This window comes from Sphingomonas sp. 320_CC, assembly GCF_059691795.1.
In genome coordinates this window covers 387296-406269 of sequence record NZ_JCAWAE010000002.1, presented here as the reverse complement: position 1 = coordinate 406269, position 18974 = coordinate 387296, and the positions used below count along the sequence as shown (strand labels likewise).

Annotated in this window: 17 protein-coding genes; 8 read left to right on the top strand and 9 right to left on the bottom strand. The window is 66.3% G+C overall.

Translation table 11 applies throughout. The features are described 5' to 3' along the window. Positions 1 to 88 precede the first annotated feature (88 nt). From AC59GX_RS08750 to rpmF, 4 genes are all read right to left on the bottom strand, one after another. Positions 89 to 388 (bottom strand): integration host factor subunit alpha, encoded by a 300-nt coding sequence (locus AC59GX_RS08750; RefSeq protein ID WP_056063634.1) that lies wholly within the window; start codon positions 386 to 388, stop codon positions 89 to 91. 94 nt (positions 389 to 482) lie between these two features. Further along, complete coding sequence (locus AC59GX_RS08745) at positions 483 to 1451, bottom strand: beta-ketoacyl-ACP synthase III (RefSeq protein ID WP_426279929.1); 969 nt, start codon at positions 1449 to 1451, stop codon at positions 483 to 485. Next, positions 1448 to 2476, bottom strand: a complete 1029-nt coding sequence (plsX, locus tag AC59GX_RS08740; RefSeq protein ID WP_426279928.1) for a phosphate acyltransferase PlsX — start codon at positions 2474 to 2476, stop codon at positions 1448 to 1450. Before plsX ends, AC59GX_RS08745 begins: the two co-directional genes overlap by 4 nt. A 41-nt stretch (positions 2477 to 2517) precedes the next feature. After that, positions 2518 to 2697, bottom strand: a complete 180-nt coding sequence (gene rpmF / locus AC59GX_RS08735; protein ID WP_056054400.1) for a 50S ribosomal protein L32 — start codon at positions 2695 to 2697, stop codon at positions 2518 to 2520. A gap of 215 nt (positions 2698 to 2912) precedes the next feature. Between rpmF and AC59GX_RS08730 the strand changes: the two genes are divergently transcribed. Together AC59GX_RS08730 and AC59GX_RS08725 are read left to right on the top strand one after the other, a co-directional pair. Next, the gene (locus AC59GX_RS08730) at positions 2913 to 3356 is read left to right on the top strand and encodes an MAPEG family protein (RefSeq protein ID WP_426279927.1); all 444 of its coding nucleotides are present in this window, start codon (positions 2913 to 2915) and stop codon (positions 3354 to 3356) included. Further along, positions 3353 to 4978, top strand: coding sequence for a M28 family metallopeptidase (locus AC59GX_RS08725; protein ID WP_426279926.1), 1626 nt, complete (start codon positions 3353 to 3355; stop codon positions 4976 to 4978). Before AC59GX_RS08730 ends, AC59GX_RS08725 begins: the two co-directional genes overlap by 4 nt. Before the next feature lie 251 nt (positions 4979 to 5229). Here the strand turns inward: AC59GX_RS08725 and AC59GX_RS08720 are convergent, their stop codons facing one another. After that, positions 5230 to 5889, bottom strand: a complete 660-nt coding sequence (locus tag AC59GX_RS08720; RefSeq protein WP_426279925.1) for an MBL fold metallo-hydrolase — start codon at positions 5887 to 5889, stop codon at positions 5230 to 5232. Positions 5890 to 5969: 80 nt separating this feature from the next. Here AC59GX_RS08720 and pabB point away from each other — a divergent pair, with 80 nt between their 5' ends. From pabB to msrA, 4 genes are all read left to right on the top strand, one after another. After that, positions 5970 to 7730, top strand: a complete 1761-nt coding sequence (gene pabB, locus AC59GX_RS08715; protein WP_426279924.1) for an aminodeoxychorismate synthase component I — start codon at positions 5970 to 5972, stop codon at positions 7728 to 7730. A 50-nt stretch (positions 7731 to 7780) separates the two neighbouring features. Continuing rightward, positions 7781 to 8980: a pyridoxal phosphate-dependent aminotransferase gene (locus AC59GX_RS08710; protein WP_426279923.1), complete on the top strand. Its 1200-nt coding sequence runs from the start codon at positions 7781 to 7783 to the stop codon at positions 8978 to 8980. A 210-nt stretch (positions 8981 to 9190) separates the two neighbouring features. Beyond that, positions 9191 to 9340, top strand: coding sequence for a hypothetical protein (locus AC59GX_RS08705; RefSeq protein ID WP_165895481.1), 150 nt, complete (start codon positions 9191 to 9193; stop codon positions 9338 to 9340). Positions 9341 to 9389: 49 nt separating this feature from the next. Further along, a complete protein-coding gene (msrA, locus tag AC59GX_RS08700; RefSeq protein WP_426279922.1) occupies positions 9390 to 10049 on the top strand; it encodes a peptide-methionine (S)-S-oxide reductase MsrA in 660 nt (219 codons plus the stop codon). Between the two features lie 165 nt (positions 10050 to 10214). On the opposite strand, the gene pdeM is transcribed toward msrA, so the two are convergent. Further along, complete coding sequence (gene pdeM, locus AC59GX_RS08695; protein ID WP_497301470.1) at positions 10215 to 10877, bottom strand: ligase-associated DNA damage response endonuclease PdeM; 663 nt, start codon at positions 10875 to 10877, stop codon at positions 10215 to 10217. Between the two features lie 124 nt (positions 10878 to 11001). Here pdeM and AC59GX_RS08690 point away from each other — a divergent pair, with 124 nt between their 5' ends. Next, positions 11002 to 12975: a potassium transporter Kup gene (locus AC59GX_RS08690; protein WP_426279920.1), complete on the top strand. Its 1974-nt coding sequence runs from the start codon at positions 11002 to 11004 to the stop codon at positions 12973 to 12975. Between the two features lie 199 nt (positions 12976 to 13174). Here AC59GX_RS08690 and AC59GX_RS08685 read toward each other — a convergent pair whose 3' ends face one another. The 3 genes from AC59GX_RS08685 to AC59GX_RS08675 all read right to left on the bottom strand — a co-directional run bounded on the left by AC59GX_RS08685 (position 13175) and on the right by AC59GX_RS08675 (position 18242). Next, the gene (locus AC59GX_RS08685) at positions 13175 to 14578 is read right to left on the bottom strand and encodes a M20/M25/M40 family metallo-hydrolase (protein WP_426279919.1); all 1404 of its coding nucleotides are present in this window, start codon (positions 14576 to 14578) and stop codon (positions 13175 to 13177) included. 53 nt (positions 14579 to 14631) lie between these two features. Continuing rightward, positions 14632 to 15456, bottom strand: coding sequence for an aspartyl protease family protein (locus AC59GX_RS08680; RefSeq protein WP_426279918.1), 825 nt, complete (start codon positions 15454 to 15456; stop codon positions 14632 to 14634). A gap of 362 nt (positions 15457 to 15818) precedes the next feature. Beyond that, a complete protein-coding gene (locus AC59GX_RS08675; RefSeq protein WP_497301468.1) occupies positions 15819 to 18242 on the bottom strand; it encodes a ligase-associated DNA damage response DEXH box helicase in 2424 nt (807 codons plus the stop codon). Between the two features lie 91 nt (positions 18243 to 18333). Here AC59GX_RS08675 and AC59GX_RS08670 point away from each other — a divergent pair, with 91 nt between their 5' ends. Further along, positions 18334 to 18936, top strand: coding sequence for a hypothetical protein (locus tag AC59GX_RS08670; RefSeq protein WP_426279916.1), 603 nt, complete (start codon positions 18334 to 18336; stop codon positions 18934 to 18936). Positions 18937 to 18974: the final 38 nt, after the last annotated feature.

Sequence of the window (18974 nt, the reverse complement as noted above, 5' to 3'; positions counted from 1 at the left end):
GTCGTCGTCGGAACCGGGATCGCCCGCTACGTCGATGTCGTCCGTAAAATCGCCACCGGAAGTATCGGCGTCATCGGGCATTACAGAATCAGTCGGCGCCGACGATGCGCTCACGCATCATCTGGCTCGCGCGGAACGTCAGGACGCGACGCGGTGCGATCGGCACCTCGATGCCCGTCTTCGGGTTGCGGCCGACGCGCTCACCCTTGTCGCGGAGCACGAATGTGCCGAACCCAGAGATCTTGACGTTCTCGCCTTCGGACAGCGCGCCGCACATCTCGGAAAGGATCTGTTCCACGATCTTCGAGGAATCCGCACGCGACAATCCTACCTCGCGGTGGAGGGACTCGGCCAGATCGGCGCGCGTCAATGTACCGGTCATCGTCATTCGCAAGCTCCCAGTCTCGGCGCTTCTCTACACAAGCAGGATCGCGACCGGAAGAACTTTTGTTCTACAAGTGAATCGATCTCTTTCTACGAGATTAGAAGCGGATAACCGCCGCGCCCCAGGTGAACCCGCCGCCCATCGCCTCGAGCACGACGATCTGGCCTTGTCGGACACGTCCGTCACGCACCGCAACGTCAAGCGCGAGCGGCACGGAGGCGGCCGATGTGTTGGCATGCTGGTCGACGGTAACCACCACCTTGCCGGCCGCGAGGCCCAGTTTGCGCGCGGTCGCGTCGAGGATGCGGGCGTTCGCCTGATGCGGCACGACCCAGTCGACCTGGTCCGAAGACAAGCCGGCCATCGCCAGCGACTCGGTCATCACCGAGGCCAGGTTGGTGACCGCATGGCGGAAGACCTCGCGGCCTTTCATGCGGAGCTTGCCGACCGTGCCGGTCGTCGAAACGCCGCCATCGACATAGAGGAGTTCGTTGTGGCGGCCGTCCGCGTGCAGCTTTGTCGTCAGGATACCGCGACCGCCGTCATCGGCCGTATCTTGCGCCTCCAGCACGATCGCGCCGGCACCGTCGCCGAACAGCACGCAGGTCGTCCGGTCTTCCCAGTCGAGGATGCGGCTGAACGTCTCCGCGCCGATCACCAGCGCGCGCTTGGCGACGCCGCTGCGGATCATGCTGTCGACCACCTGCACCGCGTACAGGAAGCCCGAGCAGACCGCCGCGACGTCGAACGCGACGCAATCGTCGATGCCGAGCATTGCCTGCACCTTGGTGGCGCTGGCGGGGAAGGTCTGGTCGGGCGTCGCGGTGGCGAGCACGATCAGGTCGATGCTCTCCGCTTCGATCCCGGCAGCAGTCAAAGCCGCGCGGCACGCGTCCGCGGCCAGCGTCGCGGTCGTCTCGCCTTCGCCGGCGATGTGGCGGAAGCGGATGCCGGTGCGCTCAACGATCCACTCGTCGCTGGTATCGACCTGCTCCGCAAGCTCGGCGTTGGAGACGCGACGCGCGGGCAGGGCGGAGCCGGTGCCGATGACGACCGAACGGATCATGCCGCCTTCTCCACGCTGCCGAGATCATCGGCAATTCGCCGAACTAGGTCGTTGCGGACCATCTTCGCGGCATTGCCGATCGCGGTCGCGACGCCGCGCTCGGTGGCGCCGCCGTGGCTCTTCACGACGATGCCGTTGAGCCCGAGAAACACAGCGCCGTTGTGATTGTTGGGATCAAGGTGATCGCGCAGCAATTCGGTCGCCGGCCGCGAGATCAGGAAGCCGAGCTTCGACCGCACCGAACTACGAAACGCGCGCTTCAGCAAATCGGCGACGAATCGCGCGGTGCCTTCGGCGGTCTTCAGCGCGATATTGCCGGAGAAGCCGTCGCACACGACGACGTCGACCTCACCGCGCGACAGGCGGTCGCCCTCGATGAAGCCGTTGAACTGCATGTCCACCGCCGGCGTCGCGCGCAGCTGAGCGGCCGCATCGCGGATCTCGTCCGTACCCTTCATGTCCTCGCTGCCGATATTCAGCAACGCGACGCGGGGGTGCGGGATGTCGAGCGCGGTGCGCGCATAGGCAGCGCCCATGATCGCGAACTGGACGAGGTTGCGTGCATCGCACTCGGTGTTCGCGCCGAGGTCGAGCATCACCATGTCGGTGTCACCGAGCGTCGGCAGACGCGCCGCGAGGGCCGGCCGGTCGATCCCGGGCAGCATCCGCAACGATATCTTCGCCATCGCCATCAGCGCGCCGGTGTTGCCCGATGATACCGCTGCAGCGGCGCGACCCTGTTTCACCAGGTCGATCGCGATGCCCATCGACGTCTTCTTCGCACGCCGAATCGCCTGGCTCGGCTTTTCGCTCGAACCGACGACTTCGGGGGCGTGGACGATTTCAGAGTTCTGCGACAGGTTCGGATGAGCTTTCAGCCCCTCGCGAATCGCAGCCTCGTCACCGACCAGGAAGAAATGCATGCCCTCGAATTGGTGACGCGCGCGCGCGACCCCGGCAAGCATCACTGCCAGCCCGTCATCGCCACCCATCGCATCGACCGCGATCCAGCCGCTGTCGGGCATCGCTTATCCTTCGTTCAAGTTAGAGGTTCCGGACGGAAGCCTCAGCCCTCGATCGAGAGGATTTCGCGACCGTTATAGTGACCGCACGAACCGCACAGGTTGTGCGGACGCTTCAGCTCGCCACAGTTGGGGCATTCCTGGAACGACGCGATCGTGAGCGAGTCGTGGCCACGGCGCATGCCGCGCTTGGAGGGCGAGGTTTTTCTTTTGGGGACGGCCATTTCGGCACCTTGTTCAATCTAAAGGTCGGGACTCCGAGTACGTCCGGACACGGGACACAGGCAACCGACAAGAATGCCGGCCGCCTGAAGCAACCCATGCGGCCTGACGCTCGCGAAGCGTGGCGCTATAGCGATTTCACCCCGCGTTGCAAGCTTTGGCCCAGAGTGGCAGGGCATGCGCCTGACAAAAGACCTGATATTCGAGGGGCAACGCCGTGATATTACCCGTAACGCTGACGATCGCCGCGGCCGCCGCCGTCGTCAACCTGTGGCTCGCCTTCCGAATCGTGCCGATGCGCGTGAAGGAGAGCGTGCTGATCGGCGACGACGGCAACCAGCGCCTGCAGGCGCGGATGCGCGCGCACGCCAATTTCACCGAATACGCGCCGTTCATCCTGATCCTGATGGGACTGATCGAGCTCGCCGGCGGATCGACGCTGTGGCTGTGGATTGCGGGCGCGGTGTTCGTGATCGCGCGAATCGCCCATGCGTTCGGAATGGACCGGACGACGTCGAGCGTGCCACGGGCAGGGGGCGCGCTGGCGACCTGGGTGCTGATGGCGGTATTGGCCGGTTGGGCGCTGACGATCGCGTATCAGGCGAACAGCGTGCCCACTGGCAAGACCTTCCAGGTCGTGCCGTCGGGTGGCCGGGCATGAGCGCGCTTCGTCTATTGGGTGCCGCCACCCTGCTGGCCGCATCACCGGGCGCCGCGCAGGTATCGCCAGAGCGGTTGTCCGCCGACGTGAAGACGCTCGCCTCCGACGCGTTCGAGGGCCGTGCGCCCGGCACCCCCGGTGAGACCAAGACGATCGCCTGGCTGATCGCACAGTTCAAGGCGATGAAGGCGCAACCCGGCGGCCCGGACGGCAGCTGGACGCAACCCGTGCCGCTCGTCCACACCCGGATGGGCGCGGGCACCGTCCGCGCCGGCGACACCGCGCTGGTACAGGGCCGCGACGTGTATCTCAGCACCGTTCGCGGCGTTGACCGCGTCGCGATCGAGAACGCACCGATGGTGTTCGTCGGCTACGGCGTCAGCGCGCCCGAGCGCGGCTGGGACGACTTCAAGGGCCTCGACCTCAAGGGCAAGGTGGCCGTGTTCCTCGTCAACGATCCCGACTTCGAGGCGGTCGCTGGCGACGATGCGAAGGGCAAGTTCGGTGATCGCCGGATGACCTATTACGGCCGCTGGACGTACAAATACGAGGAAGCCGCGCGACGTGGCGCGGTTGGCGCGCTGATCGTCCACGACACGGCGGGCGCGGGTTACGGCTGGAACACCGTCACCGCCCCCGCCGGCGAGAATTACGACATCGTCCGGAAAGACCCTGAGTCGCGGGTGATGCTCCAGGGCTGGCTCGAAGGTGGGGCGGCGACCCGGTTGTTCGCCGCATCCGGCCTCGACCTAGCGGCGTTGCGCAAGGCGGCGCGGCGGAGCGACTTCCGACCGGTCGCGCTGAAGCAGGCGTTCACCACCGACCTGCCGGTCAAGCACGACACCGCCGTGAGCCAAAACGTTCTCGCCAAGCTTCCCGGCACGAAACACGCGGACGAGGTCGTGATGTTCGGCGCGCACTGGGACGCCTACGGCATCGGCGCGCCCGATGCGCAGGGGCGTACCATCCGTCCCGGCGCCAACGACGACGGCCTCGGCGTGGCGGGCGTCCTCGAACTTGCGCGCAATTTCGCCAAGGCCCCCCGCACCGACCGCAGCCTCGTCTTCGCGCTGTGGAGCGGCGAGGAGCGCGGGTTGCTCGGCTCGGAAACCTATGCGGTGAACCCGGTCTATCCAGCCGCCAAGACGGTCGCCAATTTGACGCTCGACATCCTCCAGACGGCGGGCCCCGCGAAGGACGTCATGCTGGTCGGGGCCGGCCAGAACAGCCTCGAAGATATGCTCGGCGATGCCGCCAAGGCGCAAGGCCGCGTCGTGACGCCGGAAGCGCTCCCCGAACGCGGGCTGTTCTACCGCGCCGACCATTTCTCGGTCGCGCGGCGCGGCGTGCCGACACTGCTGCTGATGGCGATCAGCGGCGCACCCGATCTGGTCAAGGGCGGCCGGGCCGCGGGGCAGGCTTGGCTCGACGGCTATATGAAATGCTATCACCAGACGTGTGATGCTTGGGGCGCCGACTGGGATTTGCGCGGTGCGGCGCAGGACGTGGACCTGTTCAAGACGATCGGCACGAAGCTGGCGAACAGCCGCCTGTGGCCCGAGTGGCGCGACGGGTCGGAGTTCAAGTCGGTGCGGGCTGAGACGGTGGGGGAGCGGAAGTAGAAGGACTGTCCTCCATAGAGGCAACCACCCCGGCGAAGGCCGGGGCCCAGTTGGAAAGGTCCCGGTAACGGAGCGCTACCTCAGACAAACTTCGTCCCCCAACTGGGCCCCGGCCTTCGCCGGGGTGGGGCCGTTGAGAGGTAGCGTTGCTGCCTCTTCTTGTTCTCCCGCGAAGGCGGGAGCCCAGGGTTACAGGCGTTGCCGCTTGGTATCCTGGACCCCCGCCTCCGCGGGGGAACAGGAAAGCAAGATCAACCCGCCAGCGCCCGATCACTAACGAACATATTCGTCGCCCGCTCATGTGCGAACGTGCTCGCCGGCCCATGTCCCGGAATAAAGCTCGTATCGCTCCCCAGCGGCCACAGCTTCTCGACGATCGACTTCACCAACACCTGATGATTCCCTCCAGGCATGTCCGATCGCCCGACCGACCCCTGGAACAGCACATCCCCCACCTGCGCGAACTTCGACGGCGCATGGTGGAAGATCACATGCCCCTCAGTGTGCCCCGGCGTCTCGTACACATCGAGCACGAGGTCGCCGACCGACACCGTGTCGCCCTCGACCAGCCACCGGTCCGGTTCGAAATTGACCCCCGAAATCCCGTATTTCGGCCCGTCCTGATCGAGCCGCTGCAGCCAGAACCGGTCCGCCTCGTGCGGCCCCTCGATCGGCACGCCGAGATCGTTCGACAACCGCTTGGCGCCCCCCGCGTGATCGATATGCCCATGCGTCAGCAGGATCTTCTCGACCGTGACCCCCGCCTGTTCGACCGCCGCCATGATCCGCGGCAGGTCGCCGCCCGGATCGATCACTGCCGCCTTCATCGTCGCGGTGCACCAGAGGAGCGTGCAGTTCTGCTGGATCGGCGTGACGGGCACGATCGCAGCGCGGAGGGGAGGATTTGTCATGGCCTCGAAATAGGATGACGCACCGCTTGGAGCAATCGCCGCTTGCGGTTTACCCCATCGCCCGTGCAACAGTGAAGGCGATGTGGACCGCGCCCTACGTGTTGCTCGATGACGCCCGCGCGGCAGGCGCCCCGGCGCGAGTGTACCGCGATCCCGTCCGGATCGTCCGCGCCGATACGCTCGCCGAGGTCCGCCCTGCGCTCGATGCGTTACGAAGCGCCTGCGCGGAGGGCCTGCACGCTGCCGGCTACCTCACCTATGAAGCCGGCGCCGCACTTGCGTCGAAGCCCGTCGATGTCCGCACCGAAGGCCCGCTGCTCTGGTTCGGCCTGTTCGCCGAGTACCGGACGATCGCACCCGAAGACGTCGCCGCCCTCCTCCCCGACCCCGCGGGCGCGTGGACCGGTGCGCCCCAGCCGCTGATCGACCGCGACACCTACGACGCCAGCCTCACGCGCGTGCTCGACCTGATCGCGGCGGGTGACATCTACCAGGCCAACCTCACCTTCGCCGCCACCGTGCCGTTCGTCGGCGACCCTCTCGCGCTCTACGCCCGGCTGCGGCGCCAGGCGAAGGCGGGCTACGGCGCGCTGATCGACACCGGCGAGACGCGCTTCCTGTCGCTCTCCCCCGAACTGTTCTTCGCGCTCGACGGCGACACGCTCACCTGCCGCCCGATGAAGGGCACCGCGCCGCGAGGCGACACCCTCGACGCCGATCGCGCGCTCGCCGAAACACTCGCCGCCGACCCGAAGCAGCGCGCCGAGAACCTCATGATCGTCGATCTGATGCGCAACGACCTGTCGCGTGTCGCCACGCAGGTCACGGTCCCCGACCTGTTCACCGTCGAGACCTATCCGACCGTTCACCAGATGACCTCGACCGTCACCGCAAACCTGAAACCAGACCGCGACGCAGTCGACGTCCTGACCGCGCTGTTCCCGTGCGGATCGATCACCGGCGCGCCGAAGCAACGCGCGATGGAGGTCATCGCCGAAGTCGAGCAAGCCCGCACCCGCGGCATCTACACCGGCGCGATCGGGCGGTTCGATCCGAACGGCGACGCCATATTCAACGTCGCCATCCGCACGATCGCGATCGAAGACGGCGCAGCGATGATGAGTCTCGGCTCAGGTATCGTCGCCGACAGCGCAACCGACGCGGAGTGGGACGAGTGCCACGCGAAGGGCGCGTTCGTCACCGCCGGCCAGCGCCGCTTCGATCTGATCGAGACGATGGCGTTCGATCCCGACGACGGCCTCGCCCGTCTCGAGGCGCATCTCGCGCGGATGAAGGCCAGCGCCCAGGCCTTGGGCTTCACCTTCGACCGCCACACCGCGCGCAACGAACTTCAGGCCGCGACCTTCCGGTTGCGCGGCCCCCGCCGCATCCGCCTGTTGCTCAGCCCATCCGGCGCGATCGCGATCGAGGCAGCACCGCTCCCGCACTCACCTGCGCAAGCGACCGTCGCGATCATCCCGCTACCCGTCGCCGCGACCGACTTCCGCCTCCGCCACAAGACGAGCGCTCGCGCCTTCTACGACGACGCGCGGAAAGCCGCGGGGACGTTCGAGGTGCTGTTTGAGGATGCCGACGGCTTCCTCACCGAAGGCAGCTTCACCTCCTTGTTTGTCCAGCGCGGCGAAGCACTCGTCACGCCGCCGCTACGGCATGGCCTGCTCCCCGGGATATTGCGAGCCGACCTCCTTGAATCGGGCCGCGCAACCGAAGCCCCGCTAACCCGAGCCGACCTGACCGCTGGATTCTTCATCGGAAATGCGGTCCGCGGGCTCATTCCTGCCATCGTTACGGTTGCGAATTCGACCGATCGGCGCGTATAGCGCCCGCAAATTCCGCGGCGATGTTCGCGGACAACCGCAAAGGTTACACCATGCACGCATCCGCCGCGCTCGGCCGCATCAGCCCCTCGCCGACGCTCGCGATCACTTCGCGCGTTCTCGAACTGAAGCGCGCAGGCGTCGACGTGATCGGGCTTGGTGCGGGCGAACCGGATTTCGATACGCCGGACTTCGTGAAAGAGGCCGCGATCCAGGCGATCCGCGACGGCAAGACCAAGTACACCAACGTCGACGGCACGATCGAGCTCAAGCAGGCGATCGTCGCCAAGTTCGCGCGCGACAACAATCTTACCTACACCACCGACCAGATCAGCGTGAACGTCGGCGGCAAGCACACATTGTTCAACGCGATGGTCGCGACGATCGATCCGGGCGACGAGGTCGTCATCCCCGCGCCCTACTGGGTGAGCTATCCCGACGTCGTGCAGTTCGCCGGTGGCGTGCCGGTCATCGTCAAGGCGGGTCCCGAGGTCGGTTACAAGCTCGATCCCGCCGCGCTCAATGCCGCGATCACCTCGAAAACCAAGTGGGTGATCCTCAACTCGCCGTCGAACCCGACCGGTGCCGGCTATACGATCGACGAACTGAAGGCGCTCGGTGCGGTGCTCGCGAAGCATCCACACGTGTGGATTTTCGCCGACGATATGTACGAGCACATCGTCTATGACGGCTTCAAGTTCGCGACGATTGCGGAAGCCTGCCCCGAGCTGTTCGAGCGCACGTTGACCGTCAACGGCTGCTCGAAGGCGTATGCGATGACCGGTTGGCGGATCGGCTACGGCGCGGGCGCGGCGTGGCTGATCAAGGCGATGGCCAAGCTCCAGTCGCAGTCGACCTCGAACCCGTGCTCGATCGCCCAGGCCGCCGCTGTCGCCGCCCTGAACGGCGACCAGTCTTTCCTCGCCGAGCGCAACACCGCGTTCCAGGGCCGTCGCGACCTCGTCGTGTCGATGCTCAACGAGATCGATGGCATGCACTGCCCAACGCCCGAGGGTGCGTTCTACGTCTATCCGTCGTTCGCCGATCTGATCGGCAAGACGACGCCGAACGGCCGCCTGATCGACACCGACGAGGCGATGGTCGGCTATCTGCTCGACGACGCCAAGGTGGCCGTCGTGCAGGGCGCCGCGTTCGGCCTCAGCCCCGCGTTCCGGATTAGCTATGCCACGTCGGATGCGCTGCTCCGCGAGGCCTGCACGCGAATCCAGGCGGCGTGCGCCGCGCTGAAATAACGCCGGCAACACTCGAGACACGCGGCGACATCTTCCGGCAACCCTGTCGGGCGATGCCTGCTGCACGATGAACGCATCGGCCACGGCGCGTTAATCGAGAGTTTCTAAAAACGACATTGTGGTTGGCCGGCATCTCTACGACATGCCGGTCCGTAGCTGACGCTGACCTATCCGGTCGGCGCCATCACTGGGTTTCATTGGGATCGCATTATGCGCAGCATCGTAAAGTCGAGTTTCTTCTGGCAGTTCAGCGGCGGTTTCGTCCTCGGCGCCATCGGCTTGCTCGCGCTCCAGCCCGCCGAAGCCCGCCAGACCTTCGCCAGCCATTTCGAGCACAGCGTCTCCGCCACCGCGCGATAACAGCGACGATGGCCTAGCGAAGTCGAGCGGCAACCCCATGTATCGAACCATGAAAAAGCCGCTTCTCGCCACGCTCGCCGCCATCGGTATCGCCGGTGCGTTTATTGCCACCGGCACCGCGCAAGGCGCCCGCGCCGTCGTCATCCCCGCCGTCAAGACCGACCTTCCCGCAGCGCCCGGTATCCAGACCGCGGTACTCGCAGGCGGCTGCTTCTGGACGATGGAAGCGGTGTTCGAGCATGTGAAGGGCGTTAAGGCCGTCACGACCGGCTATGCCGGCGGCACCAAGGCGACCGCGACTTACGACCAGGTTTCCGCCGAGACGACCCGGCATGCCGAAGCGATCAAGATCGCCTACGACCCCCGCGTGGTCAGCTACGGCACGTTGCTCCGCATATATTTCTCGATCGCGCATGACCCGACGACGTTGAACCGTCAGGGCCCTGACAGCGGCACCAGCTATCGCTCGGCGATCTTCCCGCAGTCGCCGGCGCAGGCGCAGGTCGCGCGGGCTTACATTGCGCAGCTGGGAGCGACTCATGCGTTCTCCGGGCCGATCGTGACGAAGCTGGAGACGGGGACGTTCTACCCGGCCGAGGCGTATCACCAGAATTTCTATGACCGGAACCCGACGCACCCGTACGTGGTGATGTGGGACAAGCCGAAGGTGGCCGCCTTCCGCGCGGCGTTCCCGACGATTTCTAGCTGAATTCCGTTAGCGGGCCCCCCAGTAGATCACTGAACTTAAGTAGCTTGTTTCCCCGCGAAGGCGGGGACCCAGACTGGGCTCCCGCCTTCGCGGGAGAACAAGGAGGGATGGGGTGATGTTTCGACAGGGAAGCATCGCATCGCTCCGGGGGGACCGATAGGAACGTCAGGCAGCAACCGGAAATCGCAGCATCCGGTCCGCCACCGGCACCATAGCCTCAGCCCCAACCCCAACCGCGCGCACGATCTCCGGATGGTCCACGTCCAACCCGCCAGTCAGCGACCCGAACGCAGGCAAAATCAGCTTCGTCGCCGTCGCCACGAAACACCGCCGCGCCACCGATTTCCCCCGCACGCGCAACCGAAGCTTCGGATGGAAATGCCCCGACAGCTCCGGCCGCGTCTCTGCCCGGTCCGTTTCATGCCGCAGCATCAGTCCATCGACGACCACCTCGTCCACTACCTCCCCGCCACACCGATCGAGGATAGCCGGATCGTGATTGCCCGTAATCCACGTCCAGCGCGTCCCGTCGGTCATCGCCCGCAGCATGTCCTGCGCGCGCTGCGGCAATCGCTCGCACCCGTCGCTGTCGTGGAAGCTGTCGCCGAGGCACCAGACTTCGCGCGCGCCCGTTGCAGCGACCAGCGCAGTGAGATCCGCCAGCGTCGCGATCGAATCATACGGCGGAAGCATCTGGCCGCGCTTGGCGAACCAGCTCGCCTTCTCGAAATGCAGGTCGGCGACCAGCAGCGCACGCCGCTCCGGCCAGAACAGCGCGCCTTGCGCCAACGCCAGAAGCGCATGCCCGCCGAACGAAAAGGGAACCATCTGCCCGCCATGCCGGTGCCCGCCCGGTGAATCAACCCGCCATTGCCCGAAACCGGCAGGACTTGCGCATGCCCCCAATCGGCGTAAAGCGCGCCGTCCCCTCAGGAGGAGCGCTCTTCGCGCCATGACGTCCGTCGCCGGAACACCCCAAACTGCCGCTGTACCGGAAACGCCTGGCGATCTGTCAGCGGCGCATCTGCATCCGCACCCCGCACTCGCCGCCTTAACCGTCGGCGCGATCGGCGTGGTGTTCGGCGATATCGGCACCAGCCCGCTCTACGCGTTCCGCGAGGCACTCGGCCAGACGTCCGCAGGCGGCATCGATCCGACCGAAATCCTCGGCGTGCTGAGCCTCGCGCTCTGGTCGCTGTTCCTCGTCGTCACCGTCAAATACGTCATCTTCCTGATGCGCGCCGACAACCAGGGCGAGGGCGGGGTACTCGCGCTCGCCGCGCTCGCCCGTCGTGCGCTCGGCATGCGGTCGCGAATCGCGATCGTGCTCGGCGCGGCGGGCGCGTCGCTGTTCTACGGCGATGCGATCATCACGCCGGCGCTGTCGGTGCTCTCCGCGATGGAGGGCCTGCGAACGATCCCGAGCGCCGCGCATATCTTCAACGAAGGCGTGGTGCGCGCGCTGACGATCGCCATCCTGATCGGGCTGTTCCTGATCCAGGCGCGCGGCACGGCGCAGGTATCGAAGCTGTTCGGCCCGGTCTGCATCCTCTGGTTCGTCGCGATCGGCGCGCTCGGCATCTGGCACATCGCCGACGAGCCCTCGATCGTCCGCGTGTTCCTGCCGACCTACGGCATTTCGTTCCTCGCGACGCACGGCGTCACCGGCTTGTTCGTGCTCGGTGCGGTGTTCCTGACCGTCACCGGCGCCGAGGCTCTGACCGCGGACATGGGCCATTTCGGCAAGCTGCCGATCCGCATCGGCTGGTTCTTCCTCGTCTTCCCGGCGCTCGCGCTCAATTACCTGGGGCAGGGCGCATTCGCCTTGTCGCGGCTCGAGGATGCAGCGGCGCGCGGCGTACCGTTCGTCAATCAGGACTGGTTCTTCCTGATGGCGCCCGAGTCGCTGCGACCGGCGCTGATCATCCTCGCCGGCTTCGCGACCGTCATCGCCAGCCAGGCGGTCATCACCGGCGCGTTCTCGCTGACACAGCAGGCGATCCAGCTCGGCCTGCTCCCGCGCCTGCGCATCCGCCAGACGTCCGCCGTGTTCGCCGGCCAGATCTACCTGCCGGCGATCAACTGGCTGTTGCTGATCGGCGTGCTGGTGCTGGTGATCCAGTTCAAGACGTCGTCGGCGATGGCGGCCGCGTACGGCATCGCGGTAACCGGCACGATGGTCGTCACGACCTTGCTCGCGTACATCGTTGTCCGGCATCGCTGGAACTGGTCACGCCCGCTTGCACTAGCGGCGATCCTGCCGTTCCTGACGCTCGACCTGATCTTCTTCGGCGCCAACATCCTCCGCGTGATCGAGGGGGGCTGGGTGCCGCTGGTCATCGCCGCCGCGATCGGGCTGATCATCTTCACCTGGGTACGCGGCAAGAAGATCGTCAGCGCGTTCGAGAAGCGTCAGAGCATTCCGCTCAGTGATCTCGCCTCGGCGTTGGAAAAGCGTCCGCCCGAGCGTGTGTCGGGAACGGCGGTGTTCCTGACGGGCAACCCGCACGCGACGCCGGGTGCGCTGCTGCATAATCTGAAGCACAACAAGGTGCTCCACGAGCGCAACCTGATCGTCAGCATCCGCACCGCCGACCGGCCGTTCGTCGAGGAGTCTCAGCGGGCGAAGGTAGAACGCGTCGACGACAATTTCTCGATCGTCGTGCTGACCTACGGGTTCATGGAATCCCCTGACGTGCCCCGCGATCTCGGCGTCGGCAACAAGACCGAGCAGCTCGGGCTCGACCCGATGCGCACCTCGTTCTTCATCGGCCGCAACACGCTGAAGCCCGATGCGGAAAAGGGCATGCCGCCATGGCAGGACCGGATCTTCCTGTTCCTGCAAAGGAACGCCAGCGACCCCACCGACTTCCTGAAGATCCCCCCCGGCAAGGTGTTGGAACTAGGCGAACAAGTCACCGTCTAAGCCGAGAGTAAGGCGGACGGTTTCAAGAGGGGGAGCGCGTGCTCCCTCGCCCCTACGGGGAGAGGGAAGGGGCCCGCGGCGCTTGCCGTGGGAAGGGAGAGGGGTGTTGTCGGGCACCGTCTCGAGCCCCACGCCCCTCTCCCTTCCGTCGCCTAAGGCTCCTCCCTCCCTCTCCCCGAAGGGGCGAGGGACGTGGCGCTCACCCCGCAAACGCCTTAACCAAGTCGAACAGATAATCCCGGCCATCATACAGCGAAGCCACCCGGATTCGCTCGTTAAGGCCATGAATGCCCCCCATGTCCTTGTCGATGAAGACGCCCGGCGCGCCGTAGACCGGGATGCCGATCGCCTCGAAGAAGATGCCGTCGGTCGCGCCGGTCGACATCAGTGGGAGAATCGGCAGGCCGGGGAAGTGCTTCGCCGCCACCTTGGTCACGGGCCCCATGATCTTCGGGTCGAGGGTCGGCGGGATCGCAGTCGGCCGCACCGGCTGGTTCGCCGTCACGGTCACCTTGGCCCCCGCCAGTTCCTTGAGCTTGACGAGCGTGCCCTCCACCGTCTCGCCCGGAAAGATCCGGCAGTTGATGTTCGCGGTCGCCCGCTGCGGCAACGCGTTCTCCGCATGCCCCGCGCTCAGCAACGTCGCCACGCACGTCGTCCGGAGCGTCGAGTGCATCGCCTTGTCACGACTGACGATCGCATCCGCCGCCTTGTCCTCGGGGTTCGCGAGCAGCTTCGTGATCGCATCGCCCATCTCGCCCGGCATCGCCTTCGCACTCGCCGCAAAGAACGCTTTGGTGGTGTCGGTGAACTTCACCGGAAACTCGTAGCCCTGCACCGCCTTCACCGCATCGGCGAGCTCATAGATCGCATTCTCGGGGATCGGCTGCGAGCTATGCCCGCCGGGATTGGTGGCGAGAAACGTGTAGTTCTGTGCCGCCTTCTCGCCGACCTGGATCGCCAGCAACTGGCGCTTGCCGTTGTCGTCGAGCCGCCCGCCGCCGCCCTCGTTCAGCGCGAACTCGGCCGCGATCAGGTCGGGCTTGGACTTCGCCAGATACTGCGCGCCGTTCCACGCGAACGTCGTCTCTTCGCCGCAGGTCAGCGCCAGCTTGATCGTCCGCTTCGGCTTGTACCCGCCCGTCTTGAAGCGGATCATCGCGTCGGACCAGATCGCCGCCTGCGCCTTGTCGTCGACGGTGCCGCGCGCGTAGTAATAGCCGCCTTCCTCGATCAGCTTGAACGGATCGCGTACCCAATCCTCGCGCTTCGCCTCGACCACGTCGAGATGGGCGAGCAGCAGCATCGGCTTGATCGACGCGTCCGACCCCTTCAGCACCGCGACCAGCCCGCCGTCCTTGGGATGCTCGGGCACCGAGAAATAGGTAATGTCGGCATCGGCATAGCCCGCGGTTTTCAGCCGCGCGCCGATCTGTGCCGCGGCCTGCGTGCAACTGCCAGCGGACAGCGTCGTGTTGGTCTCGACCAGCTCCTTGTAGAGCCCGAGGAACGCCTTCTGGTCGGGCCGCGACTGCGCTTGTGCTGAGAGCGGGGTCGTCAGGATTGCCGCCGTGAGTAGCCAGCCAGTCGCGCGCATCGTCATCCCCTTTTTCGTTTCCGGCGGGAGAGTTGCAGCGAACGCACGCGGACGCAACCTCAGCGGCGCAGCTCGCCACGACGGCGCGTCTCGCGTGGCAAGGTGAGCCGCACCTCGCGGTTGGCAAAGTCGATGTCGACGCGGCGGAAGAGTTGCAGCACGTCCATCCCGAGCAGCATCGCCGGCCGCTCGGCGAGGCCGAACAGGCGGAACGGCGGTGCATCGACTGCGGTGAACGCCACGGGCAGGTCGCCGAGCGTCAGGCTGCCGATCGTGACGCGGTCGATCGTCGTATAGTCGGCGATCACGGTCTCGCCGGTGACGCCGGTGAGCGACACGGGCTGCGCTGACCCCGCGCTGCCCAGTCCCTTGCGCGTCACCTTCCGGCGGAGCGCGCCGTTGGCCATGCTGACCGAGGTGCCGGTGTCGAGGATCACGCGGATGCGGATGCCGTTGCAATAGGCGTCGGTGACGACGAGCTGCCCGAACAGGCTGCGCGCCCGGATGACGATCTCGTCTGGGCTCGCGCGCTCGCGGCTTTGCCGTTTGTGCGAGGGGGTGACGGTCATCGTGTTGGTGTCGAAGTCGATCCCTACCGCGTGGGCCTGCAAGGCATCGATTCCGAGCAGCCCGCGCGCGCCGAGATTGATCGCGCTGATCGCCGGCGCCTCGATCGCCGCGCTGCCGATCACGCTGACCTTCAGCGAGGGGATGACGACGGTGCCGATGGCGCTCGATCCGGTCATGCCGGTCACGCGGACGATGCGGCCTGGCGTCAGGCCTAGCGTTGCGGCGAGTTCGCGCGCGATGACGGTCCGCTGGGCGCCAGTATCGACGACGAACGCGAACGGTCCTGCGCCGGCGATCGTGACCGGCACCGTCATGCGGGCCTGGTCGTCACCGAACAGGAGCGTGGCGGGGTCAGATTCTGCTGCCGATGCTGCGCTGGGCGGAGGTGCAGCATTGGGGCGTGGAGAGGCTGCGTCCTGAGCGCTAGCCTGGGCGGCAATGGCTAGCAGTAGAGGGGCCAGCCACCAGTGCATGCTGCAAATGCTGCGCCTGATATTGCGGGCAAGCAACCGTTCGTTTGGGGAGGGTCGAAGCTATTCTGAAATACTCCCCCGCCAGGGGGAGGTGGCGCCGTAGGCGACGGAGGGGGAGGACCACGCAACAGCGGTTTTGCCTTGCCTCCCCCTCCGTCTGGCGAGTGCCAGCCACCTCCCCCTGGCGGGGAGGATCGAGTAGCTCAATCCGGCCGCATCGCGTCGGCGATCATCGCCTCCGCCTCGATCAGCAGCGCGTCGTCCGAACTGTTCGTCGAGATCTTCTCCCGCCCGATCAGCGTCAGCACCGGCACCGCGAGCGGCGTGACCCGCTCCAGGTCGACATGCACCATCGTCGCCGCCGCGCGGTCGAGCAGAGACGCGAGCCGCCCGACATCCGTCATCCGCGCCCGCGCGTCCGCCCACGCCGCCTCCAGCAACAAATGCGTCGGCTCGTACTTGCGCAGGACGTCGTAGATCAGGTCGGTCGAAAACGTCACCTGCTTGCCGGTCTTGCGCTTGCCCGGATGCTGGCGCTCGACCAGCCCGCCGATCACCGCGACCTCGCGAAAAGCGCGCTTCAACAGGTGCGATTGCTGCACCCATTCGACGAACTCGTGCTCCAGGATATCCGCCGAGAACAGTGTCGCCGGATCGACGATCTTCTCCAGCCCGTATACCGCCAGCGCATAATCATTGGCGACGAAGCCGAGCGGTTTCAGCCCCTGCGTCTCCATCCGCCGCGTGATCAGCATGCCGAGCGACTGGTGCGCGTTCCACCCCTCGAAACTGTACGCGACCATGTAGTGCCGCCCCTCGCGCGGGAACGTCTCGACCAGCAGCTGGCCGGGCTCGGGCATGACCGATCGATACGCCTGCATCTCCAGCCATTCGCGGACGTCGTCGGGGAAGCGCGCCCAGTCGCCGGGATGCGCGAGGAACCCGCGAACGCGGTCGGCGAGGTTGGTCGACAGTGGCATCCGGCTGCCGCCATAGGTCGGGATCCGCGCGGGCTTCGACGTCGCGCGCACAACCAGATCCTCAAGGTCGATCTTCATCACCTCGAGGCTGAGCCCAGCGAAGAAGAACGTATCGCCGTGACTCAACTGCGCCGCGAACGCCTCCTCGACCCGTCCCAGCACGCGGCCATTGCCGAACCGCACGTTGAGCATCGTCGCCTCGACGATGATGCCTGCATTCAGTCGATGCTGGCCGATGAATTTGGGATGGCTCACCCGCCATGTCCCGTCCGCGTCCTTGGTCAGCCGCTTGAACCGATCATACGCCTTCAGCGAATAGCCGCCGTCGCTGATGAAGTGCAGCACGCGCTCGAACGTCTCGGTCGGCAGCGCGGAATACGGCAGCGCGGAACGGATCTCGTCGAGCAGGTCCGCCTCGCGAAACGGCGCCGCGCACGCGCAGGCCATGACGTGCTGCGCGAGCACGTCGAGAGCACCGACGCGAAAAATGTCCGCATCGAGTTCGCCCGCCTCGACCGCGTCGAGCGCAGCGCGCGCCTCGAGATATTCGAACCGGTTGCCCGGCACGACGATCGCCTGCGACGATTCGTCGAGCCGGTGGTTGGCGCGCCCGATCCGCTGGAGCAGTCGCGACGACCCCTTCGGCGCGCCCATCTGGATCACGCAATCGACATTGCCCCAGTCGACCCCGAGGTCGAGGCTCGACGTCGCGACCAGCGCGCGCAGTTTCCCCTCGGCCATTGCGTTCTCGACCTTCCGTCGCGCCTCCTTGGCCAGGCTGCCATGGTGGACGCCGATCGGCAGGTTCCCTGAATTCACCTTCCACAGATCCTGGAAGATGAGTTCCGCCAGGCTGCGCGTGTTGCAGAACACGATCGAGGTCTCGTGCGCCTCGATCTCCGCCATCACCTGCGCGGCGGCATAGCGGCCCGAATGTCCCGACCATGGCACGCGACCTTCGGGCAGCAGGATCGCGATGTTGGGATCCGCACCGGCCTCGCCACGGACCATCGCGACCTGGTCGATGTCGCCATCGGGGGCGAGCCACGCGCGATAGCCGTCGGCATCTGCGACCGTCGCCGACAGCGCAACGCGGCGCATGCCCGACGAGATCTTCTGCAGGCGCGCCATGCACAATGAGAGCAGATCGCCACGCTTGCCGGTCGCAAACGCGTGAACCTCGTCCACGACGATCGTGCGCAGGTTCTCGAACATCGTGATGCTATCGGGATAGCTCAGCAACAGCGACAGCGATTCGGGCGTGGTAAGCAAAATCTGCGGCGGCTTGATCCGTTGCCGTGCCTTCCGGTCCGACGGCGTATCGCCGGTCCGCGTTTCGACGCGAATATCGACGCCCATCTCGTCGATCGGCGTCAGCAGGTTGCGCTGCACGTCGACCGCCAGCGCCTTCAGCGGCGAGACGTACAGCGTGTGGAGCCCGTTGGTCGGCGCCTCGATCAGTTCGGCAAGCGTCGGAAGGAACCCGGCAAGCGTCTTCCCCGCCCCCGTCGCCGCCACCAGCAGCGCATGATGCCCAGCACGGCCTTCCGCCAGCATCTCGAGCTGATGCCGCCGCGGCCGCCACCCGCGCGTCGCGAACCAGTTTTCGAGGGGAGGGGGGAGGTCGCTCACGGCCTGTTCACGCATCATCGTCATATGGGGGCGTTGCGCCGCACCGCTATGGACGCGGCGCAAACGGCCGGCACACTGCCAAGCCTCTCTTTATGAAAGACGATCGGTGACGCTTCTTCGCTTCTTGCTGCCACTGCCACTGCTCGCTTTTCTCCCCTTCGCCAACGCCAGCGCCGCGACCAAGTCCTTCCTTGGGGCAGGCGGCATGGTCCGGCTGTCCTACCCGTCGGCGCTGACCCCGACGCGCAATTTCGCCGGCCGGGCCCTGATGAACGCCGGTTGGCGCCAGATTTGGGACGGCAGCCCGGTCGGTCGCGGCGTCGGCATCGTCCGCTTCTGGCAGGTCGCCAAGCCAAGCGACGGCCAGGGCCAGGTCACAGAAATAGTGCAGGTCGGTTTCAGCCGCAGCGCCGCGGTCGTCGCGACCTGCGGCACCGCGGGGCTGAAGTCGGGAAGCGGTCGGCGCCTGCCCAACCGGATGCTCGGCGGTCACCGCTGGACGGTCTATGCCAACGGCGACGCGGGGATGAGTCAACAGGTCAACGCGACGAACCTGCGCACCGTCGTCGACGGCACCTGCTACGCGGTCGATCGCGTCACCTACGCGGTCAAGGCGGCGGCGCCGGCACGCAACGCGCCGACCCAGGCGGTCGCCGCGGCCCAGATGGACGCGATCGTCGCGACGATTAAAATAGGCCGCCGCCGCTAATCCGGCGTTCCATGCGATCGGCTCCCGCGAGGTGCGGC

Excerpts from the sequence above, each read along its gene's own strand:
- AC59GX_RS08685 (WP_426279919.1), bottom strand. The coding sequence starts at position 14,578 with ATGACGATGCGCGCGACTGGCTGGCTACTCACGGCGGCAATCCTGACG.
- AC59GX_RS08705 (WP_165895481.1), top strand. The coding sequence starts at position 9,191 with ATGCGCAGCATCGTAAAGTCGAGTTTCTTCTGGCAGTTCAGCGGCGGT.
- AC59GX_RS08745 (WP_426279929.1), bottom strand. The coding sequence starts at position 1,451 with ATGATCCGTTCGGTCGTCATCGGCACCGGCTCCGCCCTGCCCGCGCGT.
- pdeM (WP_497301470.1), bottom strand. The coding sequence starts at position 10,877 with ATGGTTCCCTTTTCGTTCGGCGGGCATGCGCTTCTGGCGTTGGCGCAA.
- msrA (WP_426279922.1), top strand. The coding sequence starts at position 9,390 with ATGAAAAAGCCGCTTCTCGCCACGCTCGCCGCCATCGGTATCGCCGGT.
- AC59GX_RS08720 (WP_426279925.1), bottom strand. The coding sequence starts at position 5,889 with ATGACAAATCCTCCCCTCCGCGCTGCGATCGTGCCCGTCACGCCGATC.
- AC59GX_RS08675 (WP_497301468.1), bottom strand. The coding sequence starts at position 18,242 with ATGCGTGAACAGGCCGTGAGCGACCTCCCCCCTCCCCTCGAAAACTGG.
- AC59GX_RS08690 (WP_426279920.1), top strand. The coding sequence starts at position 11,002 with ATGACGTCCGTCGCCGGAACACCCCAAACTGCCGCTGTACCGGAAACG.
- AC59GX_RS08680 (WP_426279918.1), bottom strand. The coding sequence starts at position 15,456 with ATGACGGTGCCGGTCACGATCGCCGGCGCAGGACCGTTCGCGTTCGTC.
- pabB (WP_426279924.1), top strand. The coding sequence starts at position 5,970 with ATGTGGACCGCGCCCTACGTGTTGCTCGATGACGCCCGCGCGGCAGGC.
- AC59GX_RS08725 (WP_426279926.1), top strand. The coding sequence starts at position 3,353 with ATGAGCGCGCTTCGTCTATTGGGTGCCGCCACCCTGCTGGCCGCATCA.
- AC59GX_RS08750 (WP_056063634.1), bottom strand. The coding sequence starts at position 388 with ATGACGATGACCGGTACATTGACGCGCGCCGATCTGGCCGAGTCCCTC.
- rpmF (WP_056054400.1), bottom strand. The coding sequence starts at position 2,697 with ATGGCCGTCCCCAAAAGAAAAACCTCGCCCTCCAAGCGCGGCATGCGC.
- plsX (WP_426279928.1), bottom strand. The coding sequence starts at position 2,476 with ATGCCCGACAGCGGCTGGATCGCGGTCGATGCGATGGGTGGCGATGAC.
- AC59GX_RS08710 (WP_426279923.1), top strand. The coding sequence starts at position 7,781 with ATGCACGCATCCGCCGCGCTCGGCCGCATCAGCCCCTCGCCGACGCTC.